Origin of the sequence: Agrobacterium sp. CCNWLW32, assembly GCF_037083425.1 — a bacterium.
GTDB lineage: Bacteria > Pseudomonadota > Alphaproteobacteria > Rhizobiales > Rhizobiaceae > Agrobacterium > Agrobacterium radiobacter.
The window spans coordinates 129,194-155,967 of the sequence record NZ_JBAOJM010000006.1; the positions used below are offsets into that span (position 1 = coordinate 129,194).

General features: G+C 60.5%; 24 protein-coding genes, 1 tRNA gene and 1 pseudogene. 7 read left to right on the forward strand and 19 right to left on the reverse strand.

Features of this window, described 5'->3' with window-relative positions; translation table 11 throughout:
* The first annotated feature begins 29 nt into the window (after positions 1-29).
* Positions 30-962, forward strand: coding sequence for a DMT family transporter (locus V6R85_RS15130; RefSeq protein WP_111792499.1), 933 nt, complete (start codon positions 30-32; stop codon positions 960-962).
* Positions 963-1,018: 56 nt separating this feature from the next.
* Here V6R85_RS15130 and V6R85_RS15135 read toward each other — a convergent pair whose 3' ends face one another.
* From V6R85_RS15135 to V6R85_RS15145, 3 genes are all read right to left on the reverse strand, one after another.
* Positions 1,019-1,360, reverse strand: coding sequence for a hypothetical protein (locus tag V6R85_RS15135; RefSeq protein ID WP_020809531.1), 342 nt, complete (start codon positions 1,358-1,360; stop codon positions 1,019-1,021).
* Between the two features lie 149 nt (positions 1,361-1,509).
* Positions 1,510-5,007 carry a transcription-repair coupling factor gene (gene mfd, locus V6R85_RS15140; protein ID WP_080866226.1) on the reverse strand — a complete coding sequence of 1,166 codons (3,498 nt, stop codon included), beginning with the start codon at positions 5,005-5,007 and terminating at the stop codon, positions 1,510-1,512.
* Between the two features lie 3 nt (positions 5,008-5,010).
* Positions 5,011-5,322, reverse strand: coding sequence for an FAD assembly factor SdhE (locus tag V6R85_RS15145; RefSeq protein WP_003508031.1), 312 nt, complete (start codon positions 5,320-5,322; stop codon positions 5,011-5,013).
* Positions 5,323-5,510: 188 nt separating this feature from the next.
* Here V6R85_RS15145 and recG point away from each other — a divergent pair, with 188 nt between their 5' ends.
* The gene (gene recG, locus V6R85_RS15150; protein WP_111834541.1) at positions 5,511-7,616 is read left to right on the forward strand and encodes an ATP-dependent DNA helicase RecG; all 2,106 of its coding nucleotides are present in this window, start codon (positions 5,511-5,513) and stop codon (positions 7,614-7,616) included.
* A gap of 12 nt (positions 7,617-7,628) precedes the next feature.
* Positions 7,629-7,901 (forward strand): hypothetical protein, encoded by a 273-nt coding sequence (locus tag V6R85_RS15155; RefSeq protein ID WP_003508029.1) that lies wholly within the window; start codon positions 7,629-7,631, stop codon positions 7,899-7,901.
* Positions 7,902-7,926: 25 nt separating this feature from the next.
* On the opposite strand, the pseudogene V6R85_RS15160 reads toward V6R85_RS15155, so the two are convergent.
* From V6R85_RS15160 to pcsA, 12 genes and pseudogenes are all read right to left on the reverse strand, one after another.
* A pseudogene (locus tag V6R85_RS15160) lies at positions 7,927-8,215 on the reverse strand (type II toxin-antitoxin system RelE/ParE family toxin).
* The gene (locus V6R85_RS15165; RefSeq protein ID WP_162695542.1) at positions 8,212-8,460 is read right to left on the reverse strand and encodes a CopG family ribbon-helix-helix protein; all 249 of its coding nucleotides are present in this window, start codon (positions 8,458-8,460) and stop codon (positions 8,212-8,214) included. Before V6R85_RS15165 ends, V6R85_RS15160 begins: the two are co-directional and overlap by 4 nt.
* A gap of 115 nt (positions 8,461-8,575) precedes the next feature.
* A complete protein-coding gene (locus V6R85_RS15170; RefSeq protein WP_003508022.1) occupies positions 8,576-9,244 on the reverse strand; it encodes a DUF502 domain-containing protein in 669 nt (222 codons plus the stop codon).
* Positions 9,245-9,257: 13 nt separating this feature from the next.
* Entirely contained in the window at positions 9,258-9,761 is a 504-nt protein-coding gene (locus V6R85_RS15175; RefSeq protein ID WP_111834470.1) for a GNAT family N-acetyltransferase, read from the reverse strand.
* Positions 9,758-11,584, reverse strand: coding sequence for a glutamine--fructose-6-phosphate transaminase (isomerizing) (gene glmS / locus V6R85_RS15180; protein ID WP_111834471.1), 1,827 nt, complete (start codon positions 11,582-11,584; stop codon positions 9,758-9,760). The genes V6R85_RS15175 and glmS overlap by 4 nt, the downstream gene beginning before the upstream one ends.
* Before the next feature lie 102 nt (positions 11,585-11,686).
* Entirely contained in the window at positions 11,687-13,048 is a 1,362-nt protein-coding gene (gene glmU, locus V6R85_RS15185; RefSeq protein ID WP_020809234.1) for a bifunctional UDP-N-acetylglucosamine diphosphorylase/glucosamine-1-phosphate N-acetyltransferase GlmU, read from the reverse strand.
* Between the two features lie 222 nt (positions 13,049-13,270).
* Entirely contained in the window at positions 13,271-14,008 is a 738-nt protein-coding gene (locus V6R85_RS15190; protein ID WP_111834472.1) for a FadR/GntR family transcriptional regulator, read from the reverse strand.
* 212 nt (positions 14,009-14,220) lie between these two features.
* Positions 14,221-15,294 carry a BMP family ABC transporter substrate-binding protein gene (locus V6R85_RS15195; RefSeq protein WP_003508013.1) on the reverse strand — a complete coding sequence of 358 codons (1,074 nt, stop codon included), beginning with the start codon at positions 15,292-15,294 and terminating at the stop codon, positions 14,221-14,223.
* A gap of 35 nt (positions 15,295-15,329) precedes the next feature.
* Positions 15,330-16,250 (reverse strand): ABC transporter permease, encoded by a 921-nt coding sequence (locus tag V6R85_RS15200; RefSeq protein ID WP_162695532.1) that lies wholly within the window; start codon positions 16,248-16,250, stop codon positions 15,330-15,332.
* Complete coding sequence (locus tag V6R85_RS15205; protein ID WP_111834474.1) at positions 16,250-17,341, reverse strand: ABC transporter permease; 1,092 nt, start codon at positions 17,339-17,341, stop codon at positions 16,250-16,252. The genes V6R85_RS15200 and V6R85_RS15205 overlap by 1 nt, the downstream gene beginning before the upstream one ends.
* Positions 17,331-18,890, reverse strand: coding sequence for an ABC transporter ATP-binding protein (locus tag V6R85_RS15210; protein ID WP_003508005.1), 1,560 nt, complete (start codon positions 18,888-18,890; stop codon positions 17,331-17,333). Before V6R85_RS15210 ends, V6R85_RS15205 begins: the two co-directional genes overlap by 11 nt.
* 212 nt (positions 18,891-19,102) lie before the next feature.
* Complete coding sequence (pcsA, locus tag V6R85_RS15215) at positions 19,103-19,828, reverse strand: phosphatidylcholine synthase (protein WP_003508003.1); 726 nt, start codon at positions 19,826-19,828, stop codon at positions 19,103-19,105.
* 209 nt (positions 19,829-20,037) lie between these two features.
* Here pcsA and V6R85_RS15220 point away from each other — a divergent pair, with 209 nt between their 5' ends.
* A complete protein-coding gene (locus tag V6R85_RS15220) occupies positions 20,038-21,246 on the forward strand; it encodes a UbiH/UbiF family hydroxylase (protein WP_020809230.1) in 1,209 nt (402 codons plus the stop codon).
* Here the strand turns inward: V6R85_RS15220 and V6R85_RS15225 are convergent.
* Positions 21,230-22,168: an AEC family transporter gene (locus V6R85_RS15225; RefSeq protein ID WP_111792495.1), complete on the reverse strand. Its 939-nt coding sequence runs from the start codon at positions 22,166-22,168 to the stop codon at positions 21,230-21,232. The two genes, V6R85_RS15220 and V6R85_RS15225, sit on opposite strands and share 17 nt — an antisense overlap.
* A gap of 34 nt (positions 22,169-22,202) precedes the next feature.
* Positions 22,203-22,949: a cytochrome c biogenesis CcdA family protein gene (locus V6R85_RS15230; protein WP_003507996.1), complete on the reverse strand. Its 747-nt coding sequence runs from the start codon at positions 22,947-22,949 to the stop codon at positions 22,203-22,205.
* A 282-nt stretch (positions 22,950-23,231) separates the two neighbouring features.
* Between V6R85_RS15230 and V6R85_RS15235 the strand changes: the two genes are divergently transcribed.
* Positions 23,232-23,307: transfer RNA gene (locus V6R85_RS15235), tRNA-Lys, on the forward strand.
* 308 nt (positions 23,308-23,615) lie between these two features.
* On the opposite strand, the gene V6R85_RS15240 is transcribed toward V6R85_RS15235, so the two are convergent.
* Positions 23,616-24,878, reverse strand: a complete 1,263-nt coding sequence (locus tag V6R85_RS15240; protein WP_003507994.1) for a YcbK family protein — start codon at positions 24,876-24,878, stop codon at positions 23,616-23,618.
* Positions 24,879-25,034: 156 nt separating this feature from the next.
* The gene (locus V6R85_RS15245; protein ID WP_003507992.1) at positions 25,035-25,475 is read right to left on the reverse strand and encodes a VOC family protein; all 441 of its coding nucleotides are present in this window, start codon (positions 25,473-25,475) and stop codon (positions 25,035-25,037) included.
* 192 nt (positions 25,476-25,667) lie between these two features.
* Between V6R85_RS15245 and V6R85_RS15250 the strand changes: the two genes are divergently transcribed.
* Positions 25,668-26,246: a cold-shock protein gene (locus V6R85_RS15250; protein ID WP_111834475.1), complete on the forward strand. Its 579-nt coding sequence runs from the start codon at positions 25,668-25,670 to the stop codon at positions 26,244-26,246.
* Positions 26,246-26,728, forward strand: coding sequence for a DUF192 domain-containing protein (locus V6R85_RS15255; protein WP_060723180.1), 483 nt, complete (start codon positions 26,246-26,248; stop codon positions 26,726-26,728). The genes V6R85_RS15250 and V6R85_RS15255 overlap by 1 nt, the downstream gene beginning before the upstream one ends.
* Positions 26,729-26,774: the final 46 nt, after the last annotated feature.

Here is a 26,774-nt window from a genome sequence, read left to right on the forward strand (position 1 = left end):
CTGCAACTCGATTTCCCCCCGGTGTTTCCGTGTCCGACCAGACCCTGAAAGGCATTCTGCTCGCCTTTGCCGCCTTCGCTGCCTACGCCTGGAGCGATGCCAGCGTTAAACTTATAGAAGGCCAGATTTCGCCGATCGAATCGGCCTTCTTCGGCGCCCTGTTCGGGCTCGTCGCCCTGCCCTTCATCCGCAAGCGCAACGATCGCTGGGTGGATGTGGTGAAGACGACGAACCGTCCTTTGTGGATCATCCGCTTTTTTGCCGCCGGCACCGGTGCTGTCGGCAGCGTGACCGCCTTTACCCATCTTTCCATGGCCGAAGCCTTTGCGCTGATCTTCCTTCTGCCCTCCTTCGTCACCATCATGTCGGTGGTATTTCTGAAGGAACAGGTGGGCATCCGTCGCTGGTCCGCAGTCATCATCGGTTTCCTCGGCGTACTGGTCATCCTGCGGCCGGGCTTCCGTGAACTGGGTATCGGCCATCTCGGCGCCATCATCGGCGGCTTCAGCGGCGCGCTCAGCATCGTCATCTTCCGCGCCATGGGGCCCTCGGAAAAAAATGTCTCGCTTTATGGCGCTGGCGTGCTGGGCTGTCTCACCATCAGCGGCATCGCCATGGTCCCCACCTTCATCATGCCGGGCGGTGAGCAATGGCTGCTGCTGGCGGGATATGGCCTGCTCGGCGCACTTGGCAACGTGCTGGTCATGTATGCCGCCCAATATGCGCCCGCCGCCATGATCGGCCCGACGCAATATAGTCAGATGCTCTGGGCCATCCTTTTCGGTTATCTGATTTTCGGCGACCGTATCGATGGCTGGATGCTCTTCGGCATCGCCCTCATCGTCGGCTCCGGCCTATTGACGCTGATCCGCGAGAAGCAGAGAAAAGTGCCGCTGCCCGCCTCGATCGCCGCAACCGATCAGAACGTGGCCGTCGGCATCACACCGGAAGACGCGACTTAGGTCACAAGAATACGGAACGACCGGCGACATATTCCTGCCGCCGGCGCTCTCAGCTGTCAGTCGCAAACCCTGACCCGATACATGTCGCCCCAAGCGTTCTGTCGCCAGGCAACGTGGCAGCGCGGATAGACGGGTTCATACGCGACCGGCGGGCCATAAACAGGCGCCGCGTAGACGGGAGGACCGTAAGCCGGGCCATAGGCCGGAGCGTAGGCGTAACCCGGGTGTCTTGCACCCGCAATCAGCGCTCCGCCAATGATCGTGCCGGCAATGCCGGCGGCAAGGCCGCGGCCGAAATTATTGCGCGCTTCCGCCTGGCTGGTGGTGGCAATTGTGGTGCCCGCAATTGTCAAAGCAACCAGACCAGCGGTGGCAAACCTGTTGATGTTGGTCCACATCGTCCTGCTCCTTCATGACCCGGCGGCATCTACAGATCCGCCGCACCGGGTATGAAATGCAGATTACGCCCGCGAAAACTACCGGCACATGTCCGTTTAGTTACATCGCTGTAATATGGACGACAGCCCGCACTCTGCCTGCGTCACGGTCAGGAGCGCGCCAGTTCCGCAAGCTGCGTCATGACCATCGCCGCACCCGTCAACCGCTTTTCAGGCGTGGGCAGATCGCGGGTGAGGAACAGGCTGTGATCCGGCCGGATCTTCGCCATCGTGCCCTGCTTGCCGATATAGCCAACAAGCGCTGCCGGATTGGGGAATTCCTTGTTGCGGAACTGCACCACGACGCCCTTCGGCCCGGCGTCCAACTTTTCGACATTGGCGATACGGCAGAGCGACTTGATGTAGACGATCTTGAGCAGGTGCTGAACCTCTTTCGGCAAGGGGCCGAAACGATCGATCATTTCCGCGCCAAAACCGTCGATCTCGCTGATATCCGCAAGCTCGCCGAGACGGCGGTAAAGGCCCATGCGCAGATGCAGATCGGGAACATAATCCTCCGGGATCATAACGGAGGTGCCGACCGAGATTTGCGGCGACCAGCCGCTGTCCTGTACCTGTTCGTCGCCCTTCACTTCGGCAACCGCCTCTTCCAGCATCTGCTGGTAAAGCTCGAAGCCGACTTCCTTGATATGGCCGGACTGTTCTTCGCCGAGCAGATTGCCCGCGCCGCGAATATCGAGGTCGTGGCTCGCCAGCTGGAAACCGGCGCCGAGCGTGTCGAGCGATTGCAGCACCTTCAGCCGCCGCTCCGCCATCGTCGTCAGCACCTTGTTGACCGGCAGGGTGAAGAGCGCAAAGGCACGCACCTTTGAACGACCGACACGACCACGCAGCTGGTAAAGCTGGGCAAGACCGAACATGTCGGCGCGGTGCACGATCAGCGTATTTGCGGTCGGCACGTCGAGGCCGGATTCGACGATGGTGGTCGAAAGCAACACGTCATACTTGCCGTCGTAGAAGGCGTTCATGATGTCTTCGAGTTCGCCTGCCGGCATCTGCCCATGCGCCACCGCCACCTTCAGCTCCGGCACATCCGATTGCAGGAAGGCATGGATATCGGCGAGGTCGGCAAGCCGCGGGCAAACATAGAAACTCTGGCCGCCACGATAATGCTCACGCATCAGCGTTTCGCGGATGACAAGCGGATCAAAGGGCGAAATGAAGGTGCGCACCGCCATGCGGTCCACCGGCGGCGTGGTGATGAGCGACAGTTCGCGCACGCCCGTCATGGCCAGCTGCAGGGTGCGCGGAATGGGCGTCGCAGAGAGCGTCAGCACATGCACGTCGCTCTTCAGTTCCTTCAGCCGCTCCTTGTGCTTCACCCCGAAATGCTGCTCTTCGTCGATGATGAGCAGGCCGAGATTGGCGAAGTTGATACCTGCGCCCAGCAGCGCATGGGTGCCGACGACGATATCGGTCTTGCCATCAGCCACTTCCTTTTTCGTCAGCGTCAGTTCCTTGGAGCCGACGAGGCGCGACGCCTGCTGCACCCGGATCGGCAGGCCGCGGAAACGTTCGGAGAAAGTGCGGAAATGCTGGCGAGAGAGCAAAGTGGTCGGCACCACCACCGCCACCTGAACGCCGTTCATGGCGGCGAGGAAGGCGGCGCGCAGCGCCACTTCGGTCTTGCCGAAACCGACATCGCCGCAGATGAGGCGATCCATCGGCCGGCCTGCACCCAGATCCTCGCGGACCGCCTCGATGGCGTTCAGCTGGTCTTCCGTCTCGTCATAGGGGAAACGGGCGGCAAACTCGTCGTAAAGCCCATCGGGTGCCGCCAGAACCGGCGCGTGCCGCACCAGGCGCGCGGCCGCGATGCGGATAAGCTCGTCGGCCATGTCGAGCAGGCGCTTCTTGAGCTTGGCCTTGCGCATCTGCCATGCGCCGCCGCCCAGCTTGTCAAGCGTGGCTTCCGCCGCATCGGAGCCGTAACGGGAAAGAAGATCGATGTTTTCAACCGGCAAGAACAGCTTTGCATCGTCGGCATAATGCAGTTCCAGGCAGGCGCGCGGCGCACCCGCTGCCTCGATTGTCCGCAGGCCGACAAAGCGGCCGATACCATGCTCGGCATGGACGACCAGCGAGCCTTCGTCCAGCCCCGCCACTTCCGAGATGAAATCCGCACCGCGCTTGCGGCGTTTCGAGCGCCGCACCATGCGGTCGCCGAGAATATCCTGCTCGCCGATTACCGCGAGCGTCCCAGTTTCGAAACCTGCCTCAAGGCTCAGCACCGCCGAGGCCGCCTCGCCCTTGCCGAGCTTCTCCACCTCTTTCAACGAGGCGACCGGCTTGATCTTCTCAAGCCCGTGCTCGTTCAGCACCTGCAGCAGCCGGTCGAGCGAACCTTCCGACCAGCCTGTTATCAGCACCTTCCAGCCCTTGGCCCGGCGCTCGGCAATATGCTTCACCGCCAGATCGAAAACATTGACCCGTTCTTCGCTCTCGCCTTCGGTTGGCGGACGCGCCCAGCGCGGCCCGACATGGGCGTCGAGCGTGGCGACCGGGCGGCCTTCGCTATCCTGCTCGTTGAAGGGTGTCAGACGCACCGCATTGACGGCGGCCAGTGCGGCATCGAAACTCTTGCCGTCGAGATAGAGCTGGCCGGGCGAAACCGGCTTGTAGGGCGCGCCCTGCGTCGATCCCTTGGTTTCGCCGGAGCTGCGGCGCGCATCGTAATAATCAAGCACCAGCTTGGAGCGCTCTTTTGCCGCCTCCCGCGCCGTGTGATCGGTGACGATGCGGAAACCCTCGAGATAATCGAAGGCGGTTTCCAGCTTCTCGTAAAACAACGGCAGCCAGTGCTCCATGCCGGCATAACGGCGGCCTTCGGAGACGGCCTGATAAAGCGCGTCGTCGCGCGTCGCGGCACCGAACAGCGACAGGTAATTCTTGCGGAAACGGCTGATCGTATCCGGCGTCAGCGTCACTTCGCTCATCGGATTCAGATCGAGCGAGCGCGCCTGGCCGATGGTGCGCTGGCTGGCCGGATCGAAGGTGCGGATGCTTTCCAGCGTGTCGCCGAAGAAATCGAGCCGCACCGGCTCTTCCGTGCCCGGCACGAAGACATCGAGAATGCCGCCGCGCACGGCGAATTCACCGACTTCGCGCACCGTCGCCACACGGTCGAAACCGTTGCGCTCCAGCCGTGCGGCGATGTCGTCCATGCGGATCTGGTTGCCAGGCTTCGCCGAAAAGCCGAGGCTCTCGATAATGTCGCGCGGCGCCATCTTCTGCAGCATGGCGTTGACGGTGACCAGCACGATGGCCGGATGCGGTTTCCTGGCGTGGCTGATGAGACCGGAAAGCGCCGCCAGCCGGCGCGCCGAGGTGTCGGCGCTCGGTGACACGCGGTCATAGGGAAGGCAGTCCCAGGCCGGCAGCGTCATGACCGGAATGTCAGGCGCGACGAAACCGAGAATCTGTTCGAGATCTGCGACCCGCTGGCCATCCGACATGACATAGGCGACCGATGTCCCCGCCCGCGCCATATCGGCCAGAAGCAGGGCTTCCATGCCGGAGGGCACATTTCCGATGGTCAGCGGCGTATCTGCCGACGCCACCAGCTTTGCATCGAATCCGGCTATCATGTTTCAGGCCTTCAGGGTTTCGGCGGTGACGAGATCAAAATCGGGACGGTAGGAGGCGATCTTTTCAAACAGCGGTGTCTGGAATTTTTCCGGTATGGCAAGCGCGCCGGTCACCATCTTGACGAGGTCGTTATCCTCTTCCGCCATGATGATCTCAAGCTCATCGAGCTGATCATCGGAAAGCCCGGCAATATTGTCTTCCGCAAATTGCCCGAGCACCAGATCCATCTCGCGAATGCCCCGGTGCCAGCAGCGGTAAAGAATCCGCCGGCGTCTCGGATCGAGGTCGGCACTCGTGCGCACCAGTCCAGTCATCGCATTCACCTTTCGGTTGGCTATTCAACAGGATGTTGACTGCGACCTCCTATAGAACAGGAGGCGAACGCTTGGGAACCGGTTTTTATCGAAATAATGCCACGGCCGCTAAAAACTGCCGGTGATAACCCGCCTTTGTGACCAGCGAAGTCTTGCATAAGCCGTGCCCTTCCCCGATTTTGCTGACCATGCGCCCGGCCATTCTCGATCCGCTGTTTGCTTCCGTCTCCACCCTTGCCGGTGTGGGGCCGAAGCTTGCCGATCTTCTGGCCAAGCTCTTGAGCCGGGAAAACGCCGACGACACCCGCGTGATCGATCTCCTGTTCCACGCGCCGTCCAACGTCATCGACCGCCGCAACCGCCCCGGCATCGCGCTTGCCGCACCCGGCGCCATTGTCACCATTCAGGGACGAGTGGACCGCCACCAGCCGCCACCGCCGGGAAACCGCTCCGCGCCCTATCGCGTCTTCCTGCATGACGAGACCGGCGAACTGGCGCTGACCTTCTTCCGCGCCAAGGGCGACTGGCTGTCCAAGGCGCTGCCCGTCGATGAGGAGGTTCTCGTCAGCGGCAAGGTGGACTGGTTCAATGGCCGCGCCTCCATGGTGCATCCGGATTTCATGGTGAAACTTTCCGAGGCCGAAAACCTGCCACTTGTGGAAGCCGTTTATCCCATGACCGCCGGACTGTCCCCCAAGGTGCTGCGGCGGGCGATCGAAGGCGGGCTATCGAAGCTGCCGGTCTTTCCGGAGTGGATCGATGAAACGCTGAAGACCCGGCAAGGCTTCGGCGATGTCGCTTCGAGCTTCCGTGAGTTGCACGACCCGCGTGACAGCGCCGATATCGAGCCGCAGGCTCCAGCGCGCAGGCGGCTTGCCTATGACGAATTCCTCGCCGGGCAGCTGTCACTCGCATTGGTGCGTCAGCGGCTGCGCAAAGTGGCGGGCCAGCCGATCCGCGCCAAGGGTGATGTCGCCGCAAAAATCCTGTCGCAACTGCCCTTCTCGCTGACACCGAGCCAGAGCGCTGCGGTGAAGGATATTCTGACTGACATGGCCGGCGAAGACCGCATGCTTCGCCTGCTGCAGGGCGATGTCGGCGCAGGTAAGACGCTGGTGGCGCTGATGGCGATGGCAACGGCCGTGGAGGCCGGCGGACAGGCGGTGCTGATGGCCCCGACCGAAATCCTCGCCCGGCAGCACTACGCCACCATTTCCAAGCTCGCTCAGGCCGCGGGCATTACCGTCGAAGTGCTGACCGGCCGCACCAAGGGCAAGGAGCGGCGCGAGATCGAGGAGCGCGTCGCATCAGGTGAGGCACAGATCGTCATCGGCACCCATGCGTTGTTTCAGGACAGCGTGAGTTACAAGAACCTCGTGCTGGCCGTGGTGGACGAACAGCACCGTTTCGGCGTTCATCAACGCCTGCGCCTCACCGCCAAGGGCATCACCCCGCATATGCTGGTCATGACTGCCACGCCCATTCCGCGCACGCTGGTTCTGGCCGCCTTCGGCGACATGGATGTTTCGAAGCTCACCGAAAAGCCGGCCGGCCGCAAGCCTGTCCAGACGGTGACGATCCCCACCGAACGGATCGGCGACATTGTCGAGCGGCTGCGTTCCGCGCTGAAGGATGGCAAGAAGGCCTACTGGATCTGCCCGCTGGTGGAAGAAACGGAAGAATCCGACCTTATGTCGGCGGAGGAGCGGCACGCAGTTCTCTCGCAGATGCTGGGCGCCAATATCGGCCTCATCCATGGCCGCATGAGCGGCCCGGAGAAGGACGCCGCCATGCTCGCCTTCAAGAGCGGCGAAACCCGGCTTCTGGTAGCGACGACCGTGGTGGAAGTTGGCGTCGACGTGCCTGACGCGACGATCATGGTCATCGAACATGCCGAACGTTTCGGCCTTGCCCAGCTTCACCAGCTGCGCGGACGCGTGGGGCGCGGTGACGAGGCCTCCACCTGCATCCTGCTCTACAAAGGCCCGCTCAGCGAAAACGGCCGCGCCCGGCTTTCCATCCTGCGTGACAGCGAGGATGGCTTCCTGATCGCGGAAGAGGATTTGAAGCTGCGCGGCGAAGGCGAGTTGCTCGGCACCCGCCAGTCCGGCACGCCGGGATTCCGCATCGCCAGCCTGGAAGCCCACGCCGACCTTCTGGAAATCGCCCGCAAGGACGCGGCCTACGTCATCGAGCGCGACCCCGAACTGACGGCCCCGCGCGGCAATGCGCTGCGCACCTTGCTCTACCTGCACCGCCGGGACGAAGCGATCCGCTTCCTGCACGCCGGCTGAAAGTGACCTGTCATGAACATGATCGACCCCCGCCGCCCACCACCCGCCTTCCGCAAGGGTTATGCGCTGTGCTCGCCGCAGAATATCCTGCAACCCGAGACATTTGCGAAGAGTGAGAAAAAGGCGATCGGCAAGGCGTTCAAGAAGCCCGGCCGCAAGAAGGCCTGGAGCGAGGCGCTGGAGGCAGGCTGGAGCGTGCGCCTGGTCTATATGCGGCTTTTCGTTCCCGTTTTCCACGCGACCAATGCGGGGACGGAAGTGGATGATCTGGATGACGAGGATTGACCGACTGATCTGAAAGATTATTTGCTTAGAGCGCCGAAGGCCATCGCTGCGAGGTATGGATGATCGTCAGGATTTCGATATCCTGGCCGACACGATAGGCGATGATATAGGAAATGTCGGAAAGCACAGCTTCCCGTGTTCCCTTGATACGCCCGACCCGTCCCATTGCCGGCTGCTGCACCAATGTCGGCCGCCGAAACAATGCGGGAAATCACACGGGCTGCTGCAGCCGGGTTGTCCTTTTCGATATGCGCACCAATTTCATCGAGCCGTCGCAGCGCCCGTAAGGTCCAGAGAATTCTCCGGTCACTCATGACGGCCGGGTGGATTTCACATATTTCCCGACAATGTTTGCGAGGTCCTCAGGCGTCCCGAACTCGCCGCGATCGGCTTCCGCTACACCCGCCTCGATCTCGGCAAGCTGCCACTCCTCGCGTGCAACAAAGTCCTCAATCGCCCGCGCCGCCATATAGGATCGCGACCGATCTAGTTTTTCTGCCAATTGGTCGAGTTTGTCGGCAACCTCATCAGGCAGACGCACCGTGAATGCAGTCATGATCGCAACCCTTCTTGGTTCACAGTGATTATTGGTGAACCACATTGGTTCGTCAACCGCATGGTTTTTCTTCCCTCCGTGAGAATGGAGGGAGGAATCTAGCGCCTCGCGAATGCCTTCAAACCGGCGCGATCATCTTGGGCGGCGTGAAATCGGGCGCCACCAGACCGCCGGAAATCAGCAGTTTCGCCGCATCCTCCGGTGTCATGTCCAGCATCACGATCTTGTTTTTGGGCACGAAGAGCAGAAAACCTGCCGTCGGCACCGGTGTGGGCGGCAGGAAGACGGCGACCATCTGCTGGCCCATTTCGTTGAAACGGTGAGCAAGTTCGCCCTTGGCCTCGGAGGCGACGAAAACCATGGCCCAGGTGCCTGATGATGGAAACTCGATCAGGCCGACCTTCTTGAAGGAGTTCGAATGCTCTTTCAGGACGGATTCGAACAGCTGTTTGATGCTTTTGTAGATCGGCCGCACCAGCGGCATGCGATTAAGGATGGATTCGCCGACGCCGAAAATCCATTTGCCGATGAGGTTATTACCGAGAAAGCCGATGAGCGTGATGCCGATGACGGCGATCAGCAGGCCGAAACCGGGGATTGCCACATCGAAATATTGCTCGGGATCGTAACGGGCCGGAATATAGGGCTTCACCCAGCTATCCGCCCATTGCAGGAAACTCCACACCAGCCACATGGTGATGGTGACGGGCGCGAGGATCAGAACGCCCGTGAGGAAACTGTTGCGCAGGCGGGCTGCGAATGAAATTTTGACTGGAATATCGGTCATTTACCGTTCGGAATTAAGCGTTGTCGCCATCGAAACCCGGATGAAAACCGACAATGCCGGATGGAGTTCCACCATGCAAGCGAAGAACTGTGAAATATTCGTCAGGAATCCCTTCCGCACCCACCCCTTCAACATGGCGAAAACCGAAGCGGCCGTAATAGGCGGGATCACCGACAACGACGCAGCCGGCAGCGCTCAGCCGCTCCAGTGCGGCAAGCCCTTCACGCGCCAGCCGCGAACCGACACCTTCTCCCTGCCTTTCCGGTGTCACGGAGAGCGGCGCGAGGCAGAACCAACCGGTCTCGCCGCCCGACAGCGTCACCGGCGAGAAGCCGACATGGCCGATGACGCCTTCGCTGTCTTCCGCCACCAGTGAAACCGTCAGTGCGCCGGCATTCCGCAGCCGCGCGACGATCAGCTGTTCTGTCCCGCTGCTGTGCTCGGCGTTACGGAAGGCATCTTCCGTAACGCGAGCAATCGCTTCCTCGTCGCCCTGCTGTTCCGGTCGGACAATCATTCCACCGTTACCGATTTCGCCAGATTGCGCGGCTGGTCCACATCCGTGCCCATGAAGACGGCGGTGTGATAGGCCAGCAGCTGGATCGGCAGCGAGAAAACCATCGGAGCAATAAGCTCGTCGACATTGGGCAACGTGATCGTCGCCATCGTGTCGAGCTTGGAGGCGGCGGCCCCCTTCTCGTCGGTGATGAAAATGATGCGGCCGCCGCGTGCAGCGACTTCCTGCATGTTCGAAACGGTCTTTTCGAAGAAGCGGTCATGCGGCGCGATGACGATGACGGGCATATTTTCGTCGATCAGCGCGATCGGCCCATGCTTCAGCTCGCCGGCGGCATAACCTTCGGCGTGGATATAGGAGATTTCCTTGAGCTTCAGCGCGCCTTCCAGCGCCAGCGGGAAGCTGGTGCCGCGGCCGAGATAAAGCACGTCCTTGAAACGCGACAGATCGCGTGACAGCGATTCGATCTGCGGCTGGATGCTGTTGAGAACCTTGCTCATGATGCGCGGCATCTCGGTAAGATGGCGAACCAGCTCGGTTTCCTGCTGAGGCGTGATGGTGCCTCGCGCTTTTCCGGCGGCAACGGCAAGCGAAGCGAGCACGGCAAGCTGGCAGGTGAAGGCCTTGGTGGAGGCCACGCCGATTTCCGGACCGGCGAGGATCGGGAAGATCGCATCGGATTCACGCGCCATGGTCGATTCACGCGTATTGACCACCGCGCCGATCTTCAGGCCCTCCTGCTGGCAATAACGCAAGGCCGCCAGCGTATCGGCAGTTTCCCCCGATTGCGAAATGAACAGCGCGGCCTGCGTGGGAACAAGCGGGATTTCGCGATAGCGGAATTCCGAGGCGACATCGATTTCCACCGGCAGACGCGCGTAACGTTCGAACCAGTATTTGCCGATCAGGCCGGACAGATAGGCCGTGCCGCAGGCGGAAATCGCAAGGCCGGAAAGCTTGGCGAAGTCGATGGCCGTGTCGGCCTGCTTCACGGTCTTGGAGGCGAAATCCACGTAATGGCTGAGCGCGTGGGAAATGACTTCCGGCTGCTCGTAGATTTCCTTTTCCATGAAGTGGCGATGGTTGCCCTTGTCGACCACGAAGGCCGTCGCCTGCGAGATCTGACGCTCGCGCTTCACCGGCTTGCCCGAGAAATCGATGATCTCAGCACCCTGGCGGGTCAAGATGGCACAATCGCCATCCACCAGATAGGTGATTTCGTTGGTGAAGGGCGACAGCGCGATGGCGTCGGAGCCGAGGAACATTTCGCCCCTACCGTAACCGACGGCAAGCGGCGGGCCGGAGCGCGCCGAAAGCAGCGTGCCGGGATCATCCTTGAACATCACCACCAGCGCATAGGCGCCTGTCACGCGGTTCAGCATCTTCAGCATCGCCTCGCGATGGCCGAGACCCTCCCGGGTATATTTCGCCAGAAGCTGCGCCACCACTTCGGTGTCGGTCTGGGTGGTGAAGGTTGCACCCTCGGCGCTCAGTTCGTCGCGCAATTCGGAGAAGTTTTCAATGATGCCGTTATGGACGACGGCAACGCCATCGACGAAATGCGGGTGGGCGTTGGTTTCGTTCGGAACGCCGTGGGTCGCCCAGCGGGTGTGCGCGATGCCAACGACACCAGGCAGCGGCTCTTCAGAGAGCCTTTTCTCCAGATTGAACAGCTTGCCTTCCGCACGGCGGCGGTCCATCGCGCCATTGTCGATGGTGGCGACACCCGCCGAATCGTAACCGCGATATTCGAGACGCTTCAGCGCATCGACAAGCCGTTCAGCAACGGGCTGGGTTCCCACAATTCCGACAATTCCGCACATATATTTCTCCAGACGGCGATCTCTTCGCCGCAACTACTAATCGTTTCCCTGAAATCGGCAATTACGCCGCCGGTCACTTTCGGTATCGCTTGGTAACGTCTTTCAAGAGGACTTTTTCTTCGCTTCCTTCAGCGCTTTTGCCCGCTCGCGCACGACGGTTGCCCGGCCCGGTTTCACTTCCTGACGTGCGCGTCCAAAAGCCAGCGCATCATCAGGCACGTCATCGGTAATCACGCTGCCGGAGGCGATATAGGCCCCCTCTCCAATGGTGACAGGAGCGACCAGCGACGAGTTCGAACCAATGAAACTGTTCGCACCAATGCGCGTTTCGGCCTTGTTGTAGCCATCGTAATTGCAGGTGATGGTGCCCGCGCCGATATTGCTGCCTGCACCGATAAAGGCGTCACCGATATAGGTCAGATGGTTGACCTTAGCGCCCTCACCGATCTCGGCCTTCTTGACCTCGCAGAAATTACCCACCTTGGCATTGGCGTGCAGGTTTGCGCCCGGACGCAACCGCGCATAGGGACCAACGGCCGCACCTTCCGCGACATGGGCCCCTTCCAGATGCGAGAAGGCGTGGATGACGGCGCCCGGCTCGATCGTGACGCCGGGACCGATGACGACATTCGGCTCGATCAGAACGTCCTGACCGATCTTGGTGTCGAAGGAGAGGAAGACGGTTTCGGGGGCAATCATCGAAACGCCGTCCACCATCAATTCGTGGCGGCGACGCTCCTGCCAGAGCTTCTCGATAAAGGCGAGTTCGGCACGGTTGTTGCAGCCGACCAGCTCGGCTTCCGGCGCGTCGATGGCGACGGCGCGGCGTCCGAGAGAGCGGGCGATCTCGACGACGTCAGTCAGATAATATTCGCCCTTCACATTGCTGTTGCCGATCCGGTCGAGCAGATCGAGCGCATTGCGGCCGTTGATGGCCATCAGGCCGCTATTGCACCAGGTGACCTTGCGCTCCGCATCGGTGGCGTCTTTTTCCTCGCGGATCGCGACAAGTTCGCCATTCTCGACCAGAAGCCGGCCGTAACCGGTCGGGCGATCGGTATGGAAACCGATGACAGCGACATCGGCGCCGGCGGCAATCGCCTCACGCGCCCGGTCGAGCGTTGCGGAGGTGATAAGTGGCACATCGCCATAGGCAATGATGAGATCATCGAAACCGCGTTCGAGGGCGGCGCGTGCGGCAAGAACCGCGTGGCCGGTGCCCTTGCGTTCCGTCTGCAGGAAAGCTTCGACCTGAATGCCCTTCATGCTTGCGGCCGCGGTGACATTGTCGGCATCGCGCCCGACCACCAGCGCCACCGTGCCGACGCCAGATCCAGCCACCGCCTCCACCACATGCGCGATCATCGGACGCCCGGCGACCGGATGCAGCACCTTGGACTTCGACGATTTCATGCGCGTGCTGTCGCCCGCTGCGAGAATAATGGCTAGAGAGCTGCGCTCCATAAGACCTCCAACACCCTGTCACCGGCCGCATGGCGGCCAGGACGGCGGCATATGTTTGACTTCACGCCGTCCGGCAAACGAACGGGCGCATCGGTAATTTCATTCCGGAATTGCTATAACGGCGGCCCACTTAAGAAACCATGCAAATCTGCACCAAATTTCCGCACCGATTTTCATCAAACGTGATTGGGAGAGGGTCGCATCCCGCTCCCGCAGTTTGAGTTATCGCGGGGTATTGCGGGCAGTGAATTCCAGCACCTGCTGGCGGCCGTTTTCAATCAGCCTTTCCATTTCACGGCGCGCCGCGGCCTCATCGCGCAGGCGAAACGCCTCGACGAGCCTCAGGTGGGAGGCGGAGACATCGGAAATCTCATTGGGATCGGTGTCCGGGTTGCTCATCCGGAAAATGCCCACCAGAGCCGCCTTTATCAGCGAACCGACGGTGCGCATGAACGGGTTGCCCGACATTTCGGTGATGAGCACATGGAAGTTCATATCCGCAAGAGCACGCTTTTCCTTGGAATAGGCCGTGTTGCCCATCTCGTTGGCATAGGCGGCGAGCTTGGTGATATCGGTGTCCTTTGCCCTGACGGCGGCAAGGCCCGCGCCATAGGGTTCGAAAGCCTGGCGGATATCATAAAGATGCAGCAAAAACTCATCGCTGACACCAGCCTCGAAATGCCAGAGCAGCACTTCGCTGTCGAACATGTTCCAGCTCTCGCGCTCCGTCACCCGGGTGCCGATACGCGCCTTGGGTGAAATCATGCCCTTGGCGGTGAGCGTCTTCATCGCTTCGCGCAGCACTGTGCGCGACACTTTCAGACGCTCCATCAGCTCGGCATCACCGGGAAGGATGTCACCCGTCTTGAAGGTGCCGGAGACGATATCGAGACCGAGCTTGTGAACGACCTGTGCATGATTTGTCCGCAGCTTTCGAAAACCGATCGCCGCATCGAGCATTCCGCGCTGCAAGTGCAATATCCTTCCGTTCGGCTGGCGATCTCGAAAAAATCGCGCCAGACGTGTGTATCTCAAGTCAGATTATAGTGAAAAACATCAAGTCGCGTGAAAAGCAAAGGTAAACTTCATCCATGCAGTAAAACGCATGAAAATAAGCAAGGCCGCACATGACACATGTGCGGCCTTGCCTCAATAAGGATAGATGATCCGCATTATTGCGGCAGCTTGTCGTCCACGCCGGCAACGTAAAAGTTGAGGCCGAGCAGAACCTTGTCTTCAGCCTTCTCGCCAGCCTTCAGCCATTCCGAACCGTCCTGCTTCTTCACCGGACCGGTGAAAGGATGCAACTCGCCCGACTTGATCTTGGCTTCGGTTTCCTCGGCCATCTTCTTCACGTCATCAGGCATGTTGGTGTAGGGCGCCATGGTCAGGATGCCGTCCTTCAGGCCGTCCCAGATGGATTCGGACTTCCAGGTGCCGTCCAGAAGAGCCTGCGTGCGCTTGATGTAATATGCGCCCCAAGTGTCCTTGATCGCGGTCAGCTGCGTCTCCGGACCGGCCTTGATCATGTCCGAAGCCTGACCGAAGGCCTTGATGCCGCGTTCCGCTGCAACCTGCATCGGCGCTGTCGTGTCGGTGTGCTGCGTCAGGATATCGACGCCCTGGTCGATCAGCGCCTTGGCGGCATCGGCTTCCTTGCCGGGGTCGAACCAGGTATTGGCCCAGACGACCTTGACCTTGAACTCGGGATTGACGGACTGCGCGCCGAGAACGAAGGCATCGATGCCCATCACCACTTCCGGGATCGGGAAGGACGCGATGTAGCCGGCAACACCCTTCTTCGACATCTTCGCGGCGATCTGGCCCTGAATGTAACGGCCTTCATAAAAACGCGAATTGTAGGTCGCGACGTTTTCAGCGGTCTTGAAGCCGGTGGCGTGCTCGAACTTCACCTTGGGGAACTTCTGGGCAACCTTCACGGTCGCATCCATAAAGCCGAAGGAGGTGGTGAACACCAGTTCGCAGCCGGAACGTGCCATGCGCTCGATGGCGCGTTCGGCATCCGGGCCTTCCGGAACGCTTTCGAGGAACGGCGTTTCGATCTTGTCGCCGAAGTGCTTCTGCAGCTCTTCGCGGCCGATTTCATGCGCCTGCGTCCAGCCGCCATCGGTGCGGCTGCCGACATAGATGAAGCAGACCTTCTTGGCGTCGGCGGCTTCAGCGGAGGAAACAACGCCTCCAAGCGCCGCGATGGAAGCGGCAAGTGCGATGACCAGTTTTTTCATTTTTACCCCTGTTGGTTTGGAGACGTGAGAATGCTTCACCTGTCCGGCACGAAGGATTTGCCCAGCGATGCCGGTGTATTGATCAAGGTCGTGCGGCGATTATGCGAGATGATGACCAGCACGACAATAGTTGCAAGGTAAGGTAGCGCCGAAAGCAGTTGCGACGGCACCCCGATGCCGAATGCCTGCGCATGCAATTGCCCGATGGAGACGGCGCCGAACAGATAACCGCCCGCCAGAACCCGCCATGGACGCCATGACGCGAAAACGACGAGCGCCAGCGCAATCCAGCCGCGCCCGGCCGACATGTTTTCCACCCATTGCGGCGTATAGACGAGCGACAGCTGCGCACCGGCAAGACCGGCGCAGGCACCGCCGAACATCACAGCCAGATAACGCGTGCGGATGACGTTGATGCCAAGCGCATGGGCGGAAGCGTGACTGTCGCCGATGGCGCGGATTTTCAGGCCCGCGCGGCTTTTGAACAGAAACCAGCCAGTGCCGAAAACCAGCGCGATGGACATGTAGAAGATCAGATCCTGCCGGAACAGCGAGGGGCCGATAAAGGGAATATCCGACAGCAACGGAAAGACGATGGGCTGCAGCTTGACGCCCGGCAGGCCGACGAAACTTTCGCCCAGCATGCCGGAAACGCCGAGGCCGAGAATGGTAAGCGCAAGGCCTGTCGCTACCTGGTTGGTCACCAGCGTCAGTGTCAGGAAGCCGAACAGCAGCGAGAAAACCGCGCCAGAGGCGATGCCGGCCAGAATGCCGAGATAGGGAGAACCGGTCATATGTGCAGTGGCAAAAGCGCAGACCGCGCCCATGATCATCATGCCCTCTACGCCGAGATTGAGGACGCCGGAACGCTCCGTCACCAGCTCGCCGGAGGCGGCGATGACCAGCGGTGTGGCGGCAGTAATGACGGTGAGGAGAATGGCCTGAAGCATATCCATCATGCCGCTCCTTGGCTGTTATGCGCCTTGCCGGTGAAGACGACCCTGATGCGATAGAAGATCAGCGTATCGCAGGACAGCACGAAGAACAGCATCAGCCCCTGAAACACACGCGTCACCTTGTCCGACACACCAATCGAAAGCTGCGCCGCCTCGCCGCCGAGATAGGTCAGCGCCAGCACCAGCCCTGACAGAATGATGCCAAGCGGATTGAGACGGCCGAGAAAGGCGACGATGATGGCGGTGAAACCATAGCCCGGCGAAATGCTGGGCTGTAGATGGCCGATGGAGCCGGAGGCCTCAGATATGCCCGCAAGCCCTGCCAGTGCACCTGACAGCAACAGCGAAAACCACACCATGCGGCTTGACGAGAAACCGGCAAAACGCCCGGCCCGCGCCGATTGCCCAAGCACGGTGACCTCGAAGCCTTTCAGCATGTAGCGCATCATGAACCACAGCGCGATTGCCGCGACGATGGCGAAAACGAAACCCCAATGCGCACGGCCCGAGGCCAGCATTTCCGGCAAGACGGCGCTTTCGTTGAAGGGCTTGGTCTGCGGGAAGTTGTAGCCGCCCGGATCGCGCCAGATGCCGCGCGTCAGCCAGTCGAGAAAAAGCTGCGCGACATAGACCAGCATCAGGCTGACGAGGATTTCGTTGGTGTTGAACTTGGTCTTCAACACCGCCGGAATACCGGCATAAAGCGCGCCGCCGATGGCGCCCATCACCATCATCAGCGGCAGGATGAGCGGCGAATGCCAGTCGGGATAAAGAACCGGCAGTATGGAACCGGTGATCGCGCCGATGGTGAATTGCCCCTCCGCGCCGATGTTCCAGTTATTGGAGCGATAACAGATCGACAGGCCAACGCCGATCAGGATCAGCGGTGCGGCCTTGATCGCAAGCTCGTGCAGCGACCAGACTTCCAGCAGCGGTTCAACGAAAAAGGCGTAAAGCGCATGAGCCGGATTTTTGCCGAGCATGGCGAACATGACGGCGCCGACGAGCAGCGTCAGCACAAGCGCCAGAAGCGGCGAAATAAGGGTGAAAAGCTTCGAGACCCCTGCCCGTTTTTCAAGCTCAATGCGCATGCTGGGCGGCTCCCGAATGTGACGCGTTAATGCCGCCCATCAAAAGGCCGATCTTTTCAAGCGTCATGTCTTCCACCGGATAGGCCTCGGAAAGCTTGCCGTCGGAAATGACCGCGATATTGGTGGCAACCTCGAAGATTTCATCGAGATCCTGGCTGATGACGATGACGGCCGAGCCCGCCTTGGCAAGATCGACAAGCGCCTGACGAATGCGGCTTGCGGCACCGGCATCCACACCCCAGGTCGGCTGGTTGACGACAAGCACGGTCGGCTGACGATCAAGCTCGCGCCCGACGATGAATTTCTGCAGGTTGCCGCCGGAAAGCGATCCGGCCAGCGGATCGGCCCCGCTTTTGCGCACATCCATTGTTTCCGAAATGCGCCGTGCCGCAGCCTTGATCGCCGAGCCCCTGACGATGCGCAGGAAACCGCCGGTCAGAAACGCCTTGCGGTCGGAGCGCGCCCGCGCCAGCAGCAGGTTGTCGGAAAGGCTCATGCCGGGAACGGCGGCGTGGCCGTGGCGTTCTTCCGGCACAAAACCCGCGCCCATCAGACGACGACCATTGATACCGATGCGACCGACGGGCTTGCCGCGCAGATGGATGGCATCGTTGTTATAGACCGGATATTCGCCCGAAAGCGCATCGAACAACTCGCCCTGCCCGTTGCCGGCCACGCCGGCAATCGCCAGCACTTCCCCGGCGCGCACCTGCATGGAAATCGATTTCAACGCCACGGCAAAGGGCGTGCGTGGCGCAACGGAAAGCCCCATGACCTCGATCTGCGGTTGGCCGAGCGCCTCGCCCGTCGGCCGCGAAACGCTTGCGACATCGCTGCCGACCATCATGCGCGCCAGCGACGCAGGCGTTTCCTTGCGCGGATCGCAGGCGCCGGTCACCTTGCCGTGACGCAGAACAGTGGCGCGGTCGCAGATGCGCTGCACCTCTTCCAGACGGTGGCTGATATAAAGCACCGAACGGCCTTCGGCCTTCAGCTTCTCCAGCGTTTCGAACAGCTTGTCAGCCTCCTGCGGCGTCAGCACCGAGGTCGGCTCGTCGAGAATGATGAGGCGCGGGTTCTGCAGCAAGGCGCGGACGATCTCGATCCGCTGGCGCTCACCAACCGAAAGATCGGCCACATGCGCATAGGGATCGAGCGGCAGGCCATAGGCCCGCGACAGCGTTTCCGCTTCCCTGGCGATTTCCTTCAATGAAATTTTAGGGTCGAGCGACAGGGCGATGTTTTCAGCGACCGTCAGCGCCTCGAACAGGGAAAAATGCTGGAAGACCATGCCGATGCCGAGTTGGCGGGCCTCGCTTGGCGAGCCCACGGAAACCGGCTGGCCCTGCCAGATAATATCACCCTCGGTTGGTGCGAGAACACCGAACAGCATCTTGACGAGCGTGGATTTGCCCGCACCGTTTTCACCCAGAAGCGCATGAATTTCGCCCGGCGCAATATCGAGATCGATGCCGTTGCAGGCAGCGAAATTGCCGAACAGCTTGGTCAGCTTGCGAACGGACAGGAGAGGCACGGCCTCCGGCGCCAAAGTTCCAGTCACGAGTTCCCTCTCTCACCGACCATCCATGCCTTCTTCGAGGCGTTTCTAACGATCGCGGTCATTGTTCCCAATCGGACGCCAATGCGTATGCAATTTCATCCAATCAAGACTTATTGATAACGGTTTTGCTGCTGCGCACAACTGAAAAAGAAGCTGCTTAAATGCGATTTGCACAAGCAATAAACGGCTTTACCTTTTTCTTATTTCGCACCGAGCGAGGGGAAAAACTGCAATATTCCACCGATGCAATAAAGATAGATGCCACTGACCACGAAGCCGATCACGGCCCAGCTCGGGGTTTCAAAGTGCGTCAGCAGCGCATAACCGCCAAGCGCGCACCAGATGAACACGACAGCCAGATTGAGCGGCCGCAACCGCTTCACCCGCACCGGATGCAGGAAATTGATCGGCAGGAATGTCAGGAACACCGAGACGGTAACGACGATCATGGCCGTCGTTGCGCTGGCATCCATGACGAACAGGGTGAACACCACCATGTTCCACACCACCGGAAAGCCGGAGAAGAAATATTCGTCCGTCTTCATGCCCATATCGGCATAATAGATGGCGCTGGACACCACGATCATGCCGGCCGCCACGAAGGACAGCGGCTCGCCGATCATGCCGCTCTGGTAAAGCGCAAAGGCGGGCAAGAGCACATAGGTGACGTAGTCGATGATATTGTCGAGCGTATCGCCGGACCAGTTGGGCAGAACTTCCTTCACCCGCACCTTACGGGCGATGGGTCCGTCGATACCATCGACCAGAAGCGCAAGCCCCAGCCACCAGAACATGTCGACGAAACGGTGTTCAGCCGCGGCAACGACGCCGAGAAAGGCCAGAAACGAACCGGAAGCCGTGAGCATATGAACGGAAAAGGCGCGGATTTCCGCGTAGGGAACACGCTTGTAGTTGAAAATTTTCATGGTCAGCGTCTGCGCCCCGTTTTTCATCCGCCCTGCTTATTCCGGTATGCGGCCATTCACCACGCTTTGCAACCGGCTCAATCCGCTTATCCTAAGACTAATATAACAGGGCAACCAACGAATCTTCGCAACCGGATGTTCCGGAGCCGAAGTGGATTTACCCGCGCAAAGCCATTATGATGCTTTGGAAATAACAACGGATCAGGACCATGAGACACTTCGATATCGCCATAACAGGTGCGGGACTTGCGGGCCAGATCGCGGCCATCGCGCTGGCGCGGGCGGGCCGCCACGTGGCGCTCATCGCACCTTCAAGCGAAAGGAAGGACCAGCGCACCACGGCGCTGATGGACCAGTCCATCCGCTTCATGGACCGTCTCGGCCTCTGGTCACGCATCGCGCCATCAGCCGCACGCCTTTCCACCATGCAGATCATTGACGGCACCGACCGGCTTCTACGCGCGCCAACCGTGCAGTTCCGCTCCTCCGAAATCGGGCTCGATGCCTTCGGCTGGAACATTCCCAACGAGGCGCTGCTTGGCGTTCTCAGCGAAGCGGTTGAGCAGGAACACAATATTACCCGCCTCGACGCCACGGCCGAGACGATCGACATCGGCAACGACCGCGTATCGGTGACACTTGCAGACGGCGAAACACTCTCGGCCGATTTCCTCATCGGCGCTGATGGCAGGAAGTCGATGGTGCGGGATGCAGCCGGCATCGGCGTCAAATCCTGGTCCTATCCGCAGACGGCCATTGTTTTGAACTTCGGCCATAGCCGGTCGCATGGCAATGTCTCGACGGAATTCCACACGCCAACCGGTCCTTTCACCCAGGTTCCCCTGCCCGGGAACCGATCCAGCCTCGTCTGGGTCGTTACCCCGCAACAGGCGGAGGAATTGACGGCGCTGCCGCTGGAAACACTCAGCCTCCGGATCGAGGAGCGCATGCAGTCCATGCTGGGCGCGGTAACAGTAGAGGACAGCGTGCAGGCCTGGCCGCTCTCTTCCATGACGGCACACCGCTTCGGCAAGGGCCGCGTGGCCCTGATCGGCGAGGCTGCTCATGGTTTTCCACCCATCGGCGCGCAGGGGCTGAACCTCAGCCTGCGCGACATCATCGCGCTGACGGAACTGCTGGGCGCGGTCTCCGACCGCCCGATTGCGGCCGATGCCGGCAGCAGCTTCGACCGCAGGCGGCGTGCGGATGTCTATAGCCGCACGCTCAGCGTCGATCTCCTCAACCGTTCGCTGCTTTCCGACCTGCTGCCGGTGCAGATGGCGCGCGCGGCGGGCCTGCACGTCCTCTCGGGAATCGGCACGCTCCGAAGCATGGTCATGCGCGAAGGCATCGAGCCGGGACGCGGGCTGAAGGCCCTGCCCTCGCTTTTATTCGGCAGCTTCAAAAAGGCTGGATGAAATACACCACGCCGGTCAGCGTGAAGACCGACAGCACCGTCGAAATCAGGATCGTCGCAGACGCCCTCTCCTGCCAGACGTGATATTGCTGGCCGATGACGAAGACGTTCGTCGCGGTCGGCAGCGCTGCCAGCAGCACGGCCGAATAGATCCACACCGGCTCAAATCGCCCGAGCGACGAGAGCACGAGCCAGACGGCGAGCGGATGCAGGATCAGTTTTGCCGGCACGATATAGCTGATTTCCACCGGCACCCGTTTCATTGGCCGAAGCGCCAGCGTCACACCCATGGCAAACAGCGCGCAGGGTGCTGCCGATTGCGCCAGATAATCCACCAGCCGCTGCACCGCCTCCGGCGGCTGCCATGACAGCGATGCGGCCAGAAAACCGGCGATGACGGATACGATGAAGGGATGGGTGATGACCTTGCGCGCCACATCCAGCGCAAGCCTTGCCGGAGAGCGTTTGTCGCCGCCCGCCACCGCCATCATCGCCGGGGCGACGATGAAATGGGCGGCGTTTTCAAGGCAGACGATCAGCGCCACCGGCACTGCCGCCTTTTCGCCGAGCGCCAGAAGCGCAAGGCCCGGCCCCATATAGCCGATATTGCCGTAGCTGGCCGCAAAACTCTGGATAGTGGTTTCGGCAAGACTGTTTTTCCGCACGAACCGGCCGATCAGGAACACAGCCAAGAAAATGCCATAGGTGCAGGCAAGGCTGGCAGCGACGAAATCCATGCGCGCCAGCTCTTCAACCGGCGTTTTCGACACCAGCTTGAAAAACAGCGCCGGCAGCGCCGCATAGATGATGAAGGTGTTCAGCCAGCCCATCGCCTCGACCGGCTGTTTCGTTATGCGCGCCGCACCATAACCGATGAAGATCAGGCCGAAAAACGGCAAAAGCAATCCGACGATATCCGTCACTATGTTTCCCCCGCAAGCAACTCCGGCGGGAGGCTTAACCGATTTTCATGAGGATCGGAAAGGTCTCCTGGAACCAGATCGCCACATTGGTGATAAAACCGGACATGAAAGCGAGACCGGTCAGCACCAGCAATACGCCCAGCAGCTTTTCCACGAGGCCGAGATGGCGGCGAAAGCGGACGAGGAAACGCATGAAGGAACCGGAGAACGCAGCCGCGATCCAGAACGGCACGGCAAGGCCGAGCGAATAGACCGCAAGCAGCGCCGCACCATCACCAACCGTATCACGCGCGGCAGCGACACCCAGGATCGCGCCCAGCACCGGACCGATACAGGGCGTCCAGCCGAAAGCGAAGGCGAGGCCCATCACATAGGCCCCTGAAAGCGTGGCCGGCTTGCCCGCCCCCTGAAACCGCGCCTCGCGCGAAAACAGGCCGATGCGGAAGACACCGAGGAAATTCAGGCCCATAAGGATGATGATGAAACCGCCGATCTTGGCGAGAATATCCAGATTCTGACGAAGGAGCGTACCGATCGTCGAGGCCCCTGCTCCAAGCGCCACGAAAACAGTGGCGAAACCAAGCGTGAAGAAAAAGGCCGAAAACAGCACGGCCCTGCGAATCTCCGGTCGGGGTGCTGTATCTTCCGTCCTGAACTGCTCGACCGAAACGCCCGCCATATAACAGAGATAAGGCGGCACCAGCGGCAGGACGCAGGGCGACAGAAAGGAAAGAGCGCCGGCCAGAAGCGCGCTGAACAGGGAAATATCGGCAATCGACAAGAAAGAACTCCGCATCCCGCAAAGCCGCCGCGATTCCTGGGATTCGCCGCCGCCTCACGCTTCATTTTCATGCATGTCATTGCTGCAAAAGGATTTCACCCGTCTGGCCGACATGTCTGCAGCCGGTTTTATCCCCAGCCGCCCCCTCTCTCCAATCACCTTTTCGGGGGTGCGACAAAAAAAACCGGATTGATTGTAGAAAGCGCTTTTTTTGGGTTGACCGAACGGATCGCTCTACATATGTTCCGCGCACTTCCGAAGGGCAACCAAGCCCCGACACGGGAGAGCGTAGCTCAGCCGGTAGAGCAACTGACTTTTAATCAGTAGGTCCAGGGTTCGAATCCCTGCGCTCTCACCACCTCAAATCTACATTTTCTGATATTCTGCAAAGAGTTATCACCACGAGTGACAGGACTGTGATGTGAGCGGAAAAGATGCGTTTGCAGTCTTAGACTGTATCCATTGCAAGCCTGGTTTCAGAATACCCACTGCGCGCATCAATCAGGCAACCGGCCCCACACCGCGTAGCAACAATCAGGGCTATCGGCTCAAACACCAACTCCCCAGGACGACCGGACCGTCTCTAAAACGTTTGGAACAGTCTTCAGGCATAAATTCAGGCTCGGAAAGCATCGGGTTTGATATTCCTACAAACCCGGCCAGAGATCACTTGCGCGCAGCGGTACGGCGGCAGCGCCAGTTCCAGTCTCTTGGCTCACCCGTGTCCATATGGACCGATTCGGTGTGGCAATAGGTGCCCACACCGCCGCGCTCCGGCAGGGAACGCAGATAGGTCGCAAGCTCCCATTTGGAGACGCCCTTGATCTGGATGTCGGCGGCATCGCAGGTATAGTGTTTGGAGCCCTGCCTTATGCCCTTTGGAGGACGATAGCCCGAGGTGACGATCGCCGGGCTGTTATAGTGGCGCTCCACATCCTTGATCATCCGCACCAGTTCCGGCTTGAAGCAGCCAACTTCGACGCGATCCGTCTGCAGGAAAAGCCCGTTCGGGGCGACGCGGCTCAGGCCGGAGAGCGAGGCGAGTTTCATCAGGCCTGTCGGCTGGTCATCCTCTTCATCGAGATGGGCATCGTCAAACTCGTCGGACATGACAGAGCGGCCGGAAAGCGCAATGCCCATCGTCCCGTCCGCGGCTCCGGGCAATGATGCGACCTGCGTATTGTCCGCCGTGCCGCTTTCAATCATCTTGGGCAGGCGCTTCTTGGCCGCGCCGGCGAAAAATGCCGCAAGCGTCACGCCCTTACCGTCACCTCCCTGCGCCTCGCCCACCATTTTGGCAGCGTCCACGGCCGGCTGCGCCGCGACAGCCGCGAGCTGTTCCGAGGCGGACTGCGGCGCGGGCACAGGAACCGGCTGACGGTTTTCGCTATGCTGTTCCGCCGGCACCTGTCCGGCTGGCGGGACCTGAACCGGCGCTGATACCGGCTGAGGCTGCGGTTGCGCCGCCTGCATGGGTGCCGAATAGACGCTGCTGACCGCGGGAATGATTTTGTGAGAGGGGGCGCCCGTGGCGGCGGCCGTGCCGGGTGCACCTGCAGCACCGGCGGGCGCCACAGTGGAATAAATGCTTGTCGTCCCGGCGGAAATCGCCGTGGGCTGCGTCGTCAATCCGCCAATATCGGCGGCGGCGCCATAAGCCTGCGCCGGGCCGCCCGGCGTCTGGGCAGGCGCAGCCGCGCCGGCCGCCGATGCCACGGCGGGATCCACATAGTGTCCCGGTTGCGCGCCGGCGGCGGCGGAAGCGGCGGTTTGCGGCTTCTGTTGTGCGGCAATTTCCGGCTTCTTGGTAGCGGCGGCCATCTCGTCGTCGGTCACCGCTGAAACACAGCCGGAAAGCCCAAGCAGCGAAACCGCGACGACAAGACGCGGACGGACAAGGCGTCTTTTCGCGCTTTCGACAGTTTTCATGGCTGGCCTCCGTATCTTGCATTTCCAACAGCAGCACGGGAACGGAATCGTGTGCTTCCCCAAAACGGGACTGGCCGTTTCGATTCGCGGACTATGCCTCATCCCCTCAGGACAAGGCAAGAGCACCCGAAAACGCCGCTACTCACCGGAAAATCCCTACCAGGAACCGGTATTCTGCATAGATATCCACGGTTCGGCTGGTGCGAGGCTTTCGCCCTTCTGCAGAATTTCGAAGGAAATACCGTCAGGCGAACGCACGAAGGCCATATGTCCGTCGCGCGGCGGCCGGTTGATGACGATGCCGTTCTGCTGCAGCCGGGCGCAGAAATCGTAGATATTGTCGACCTCGTATGCCAGATGGCCGAAATTGCGGCCGCCGGTATAATCCTCGGTGTCCCAGTTATAGGTGAGCTCCAGGCACGGCGCCTTGTTTTCCTTCGCCGCAGCAATGTCGTCGCGCGCCGCAAGAAACACCAGAGTGAAGCGGCCTTTTTCGTTCTCGATTCGGCGTATTTCCGTAAGACCGAGCAGGTCGACATAGAATTTAAGTGATTCGCCAAGGTCTTTGACGCGAACCATCGTGTGCAGATACCGCATTTTATTCCTCTCCATTACACGGGTCCGAAGCCGTTAAACGCGTGATGGCAAGCCCCGGACAAGGACGGCGACATAAAAGCAGCTGCGTAAATCAAAAACTAGGGCTTGCGTGAAACCGTTACCAAGATGTTAATCTGGCGCACAGGAATCAGTTGACCGGTGTATGGCGCGTAATCGAGGGGTTGGCAGGATATGGCTGATAGGATGTCATCGAAAACGATAGTCGATGTCGAGGACCTTTCGGGCGATGCCGTGGACCTGACCGAGATTACCGGCGTCGTGAAGTGGTTCGATGTCGCCAAGGGTTTCGGCTTCATCGTGCCTGACAACGGCACGCAGGATGTGCTGCTGCACGTCTCCTGCCTGCGCCGCGACGGTTACCAGACTATCCTCGAAGGCACGCGCATCGTCGCCCTCATCCAGCGGCGCGATCGCGGTTTCCAGGCTTTCCGCATTCTCTCCATGGATCAGTCGACCGCCGTTCACCCCTCGCAGCTGCCCCCGGTGCGCACCCATGTGCAGGTGACGCCGTCGAGCGGGCTTGAGCGCGCCATCGTCAAGTGGTTCAACCGCACCAAGGGTTTCGGCTTCCTGACGCGTGGCGAAGGAACGGAAGATATTTTCGTGCATATGGAAACGCTGCGCCGTTTCGGCCTGACGGAGCTTCGTCCCGGTCAGGTGGTTCTGGTGCGCTTCGGCGATGGCGACAAGGGCCTGATGGCGGCGGAAATCCATCCCGACAACCCGCTTGCCATCGGGATGTCGCATTGATGTCCGCCCTGCGCCATATGGTGAAAAGCGCCGTTATGGCGCTTCTTTTTTTCACGCTGGCCGGTGCCGCGCAGACTCAGGAACGCCAGGCCTTCACGTCAGAGCCGCTCACCATTGAAACCGCTTCCGGGAAAACGCACGACTTCGTTGCCGAACTGGCGCTGGACGATGCCCAGCGCGCGCAGGGTCTGATGTTCCGTAAATCCATGCCGTCTGAAAACGGCATGTTGTTCGATTTCGGTGAGGCGCGCGCTGTCGCCATGTGGATGCGCAACACCCTCATTCCGCTCGATATGCTGTTCATCGGCAGCGATGGCCGAATCACCCATATTCACGAAAACGCCGTTCCGCATTCGGAAGCGATCATCAGCTCCCGCGGACCCGTAAAATTTGTGCTTGAGCTGAATGGCGGCGCCGCGAAACGTTCTGGCATCAAGCCCGGCGATATGGTCCGCAGCGCGCAAATCGGCAACCGGAAATGACATTGCCGCGTTATTGCGTCTGAATGAGCCGGACGAGGTTTCGCCC

Excerpts from the sequence above, each read along its gene's own strand:
- V6R85_RS15135 (WP_020809531.1), bottom strand. The coding sequence starts at position 1,360 with ATGTGGACCAACATCAACAGGTTTGCCACCGCTGGTCTGGTTGCTTTG.
- mfd (WP_080866226.1), bottom strand. The coding sequence starts at position 5,007 with ATGATAGCCGGATTCGATGCAAAGCTGGTGGCGTCGGCAGATACGCCG.
- V6R85_RS15145 (WP_003508031.1), bottom strand. The coding sequence starts at position 5,322 with ATGACTGGACTGGTGCGCACGAGTGCCGACCTCGATCCGAGACGCCGG.
- recG (WP_111834541.1), top strand. The coding sequence starts at position 5,511 with ATGCGCCCGGCCATTCTCGATCCGCTGTTTGCTTCCGTCTCCACCCTT.
- V6R85_RS15155 (WP_003508029.1), top strand. The coding sequence starts at position 7,629 with ATGAACATGATCGACCCCCGCCGCCCACCACCCGCCTTCCGCAAGGGT.
- V6R85_RS15170 (WP_003508022.1), bottom strand. The coding sequence starts at position 9,244 with ATGACCGATATTCCAGTCAAAATTTCATTCGCAGCCCGCCTGCGCAAC.
- V6R85_RS15175 (WP_111834470.1), bottom strand. The coding sequence starts at position 9,761 with ATGATTGTCCGACCGGAACAGCAGGGCGACGAGGAAGCGATTGCTCGC.
- glmS (WP_111834471.1), bottom strand. The coding sequence starts at position 11,584 with ATGTGCGGAATTGTCGGAATTGTGGGAACCCAGCCCGTTGCTGAACGG.
- glmU (WP_020809234.1), bottom strand. The coding sequence starts at position 13,048 with ATGGAGCGCAGCTCTCTAGCCATTATTCTCGCAGCGGGCGACAGCACG.
- V6R85_RS15190 (WP_111834472.1), bottom strand. The coding sequence starts at position 14,008 with ATGCTCGATGCGGCGATCGGTTTTCGAAAGCTGCGGACAAATCATGCA.
- V6R85_RS15195 (WP_003508013.1), bottom strand. The coding sequence starts at position 15,294 with ATGAAAAAACTGGTCATCGCACTTGCCGCTTCCATCGCGGCGCTTGGA.
- V6R85_RS15200 (WP_162695532.1), bottom strand. The coding sequence starts at position 16,250 with ATGGATATGCTTCAGGCCATTCTCCTCACCGTCATTACTGCCGCCACA.
- V6R85_RS15205 (WP_111834474.1), bottom strand. The coding sequence starts at position 17,341 with ATGCGCATTGAGCTTGAAAAACGGGCAGGGGTCTCGAAGCTTTTCACC.
- pcsA (WP_003508003.1), bottom strand. The coding sequence starts at position 19,828 with ATGAAAATTTTCAACTACAAGCGTGTTCCCTACGCGGAAATCCGCGCC.
- V6R85_RS15220 (WP_020809230.1), top strand. The coding sequence starts at position 20,038 with ATGAGACACTTCGATATCGCCATAACAGGTGCGGGACTTGCGGGCCAG.
- V6R85_RS15240 (WP_003507994.1), bottom strand. The coding sequence starts at position 24,878 with ATGAAAACTGTCGAAAGCGCGAAAAGACGCCTTGTCCGTCCGCGTCTT.
- V6R85_RS15245 (WP_003507992.1), bottom strand. The coding sequence starts at position 25,475 with ATGCGGTATCTGCACACGATGGTTCGCGTCAAAGACCTTGGCGAATCA.
- V6R85_RS15250 (WP_111834475.1), top strand. The coding sequence starts at position 25,668 with ATGGCTGATAGGATGTCATCGAAAACGATAGTCGATGTCGAGGACCTT.
- V6R85_RS15255 (WP_060723180.1), top strand. The coding sequence starts at position 26,246 with ATGTCCGCCCTGCGCCATATGGTGAAAAGCGCCGTTATGGCGCTTCTT.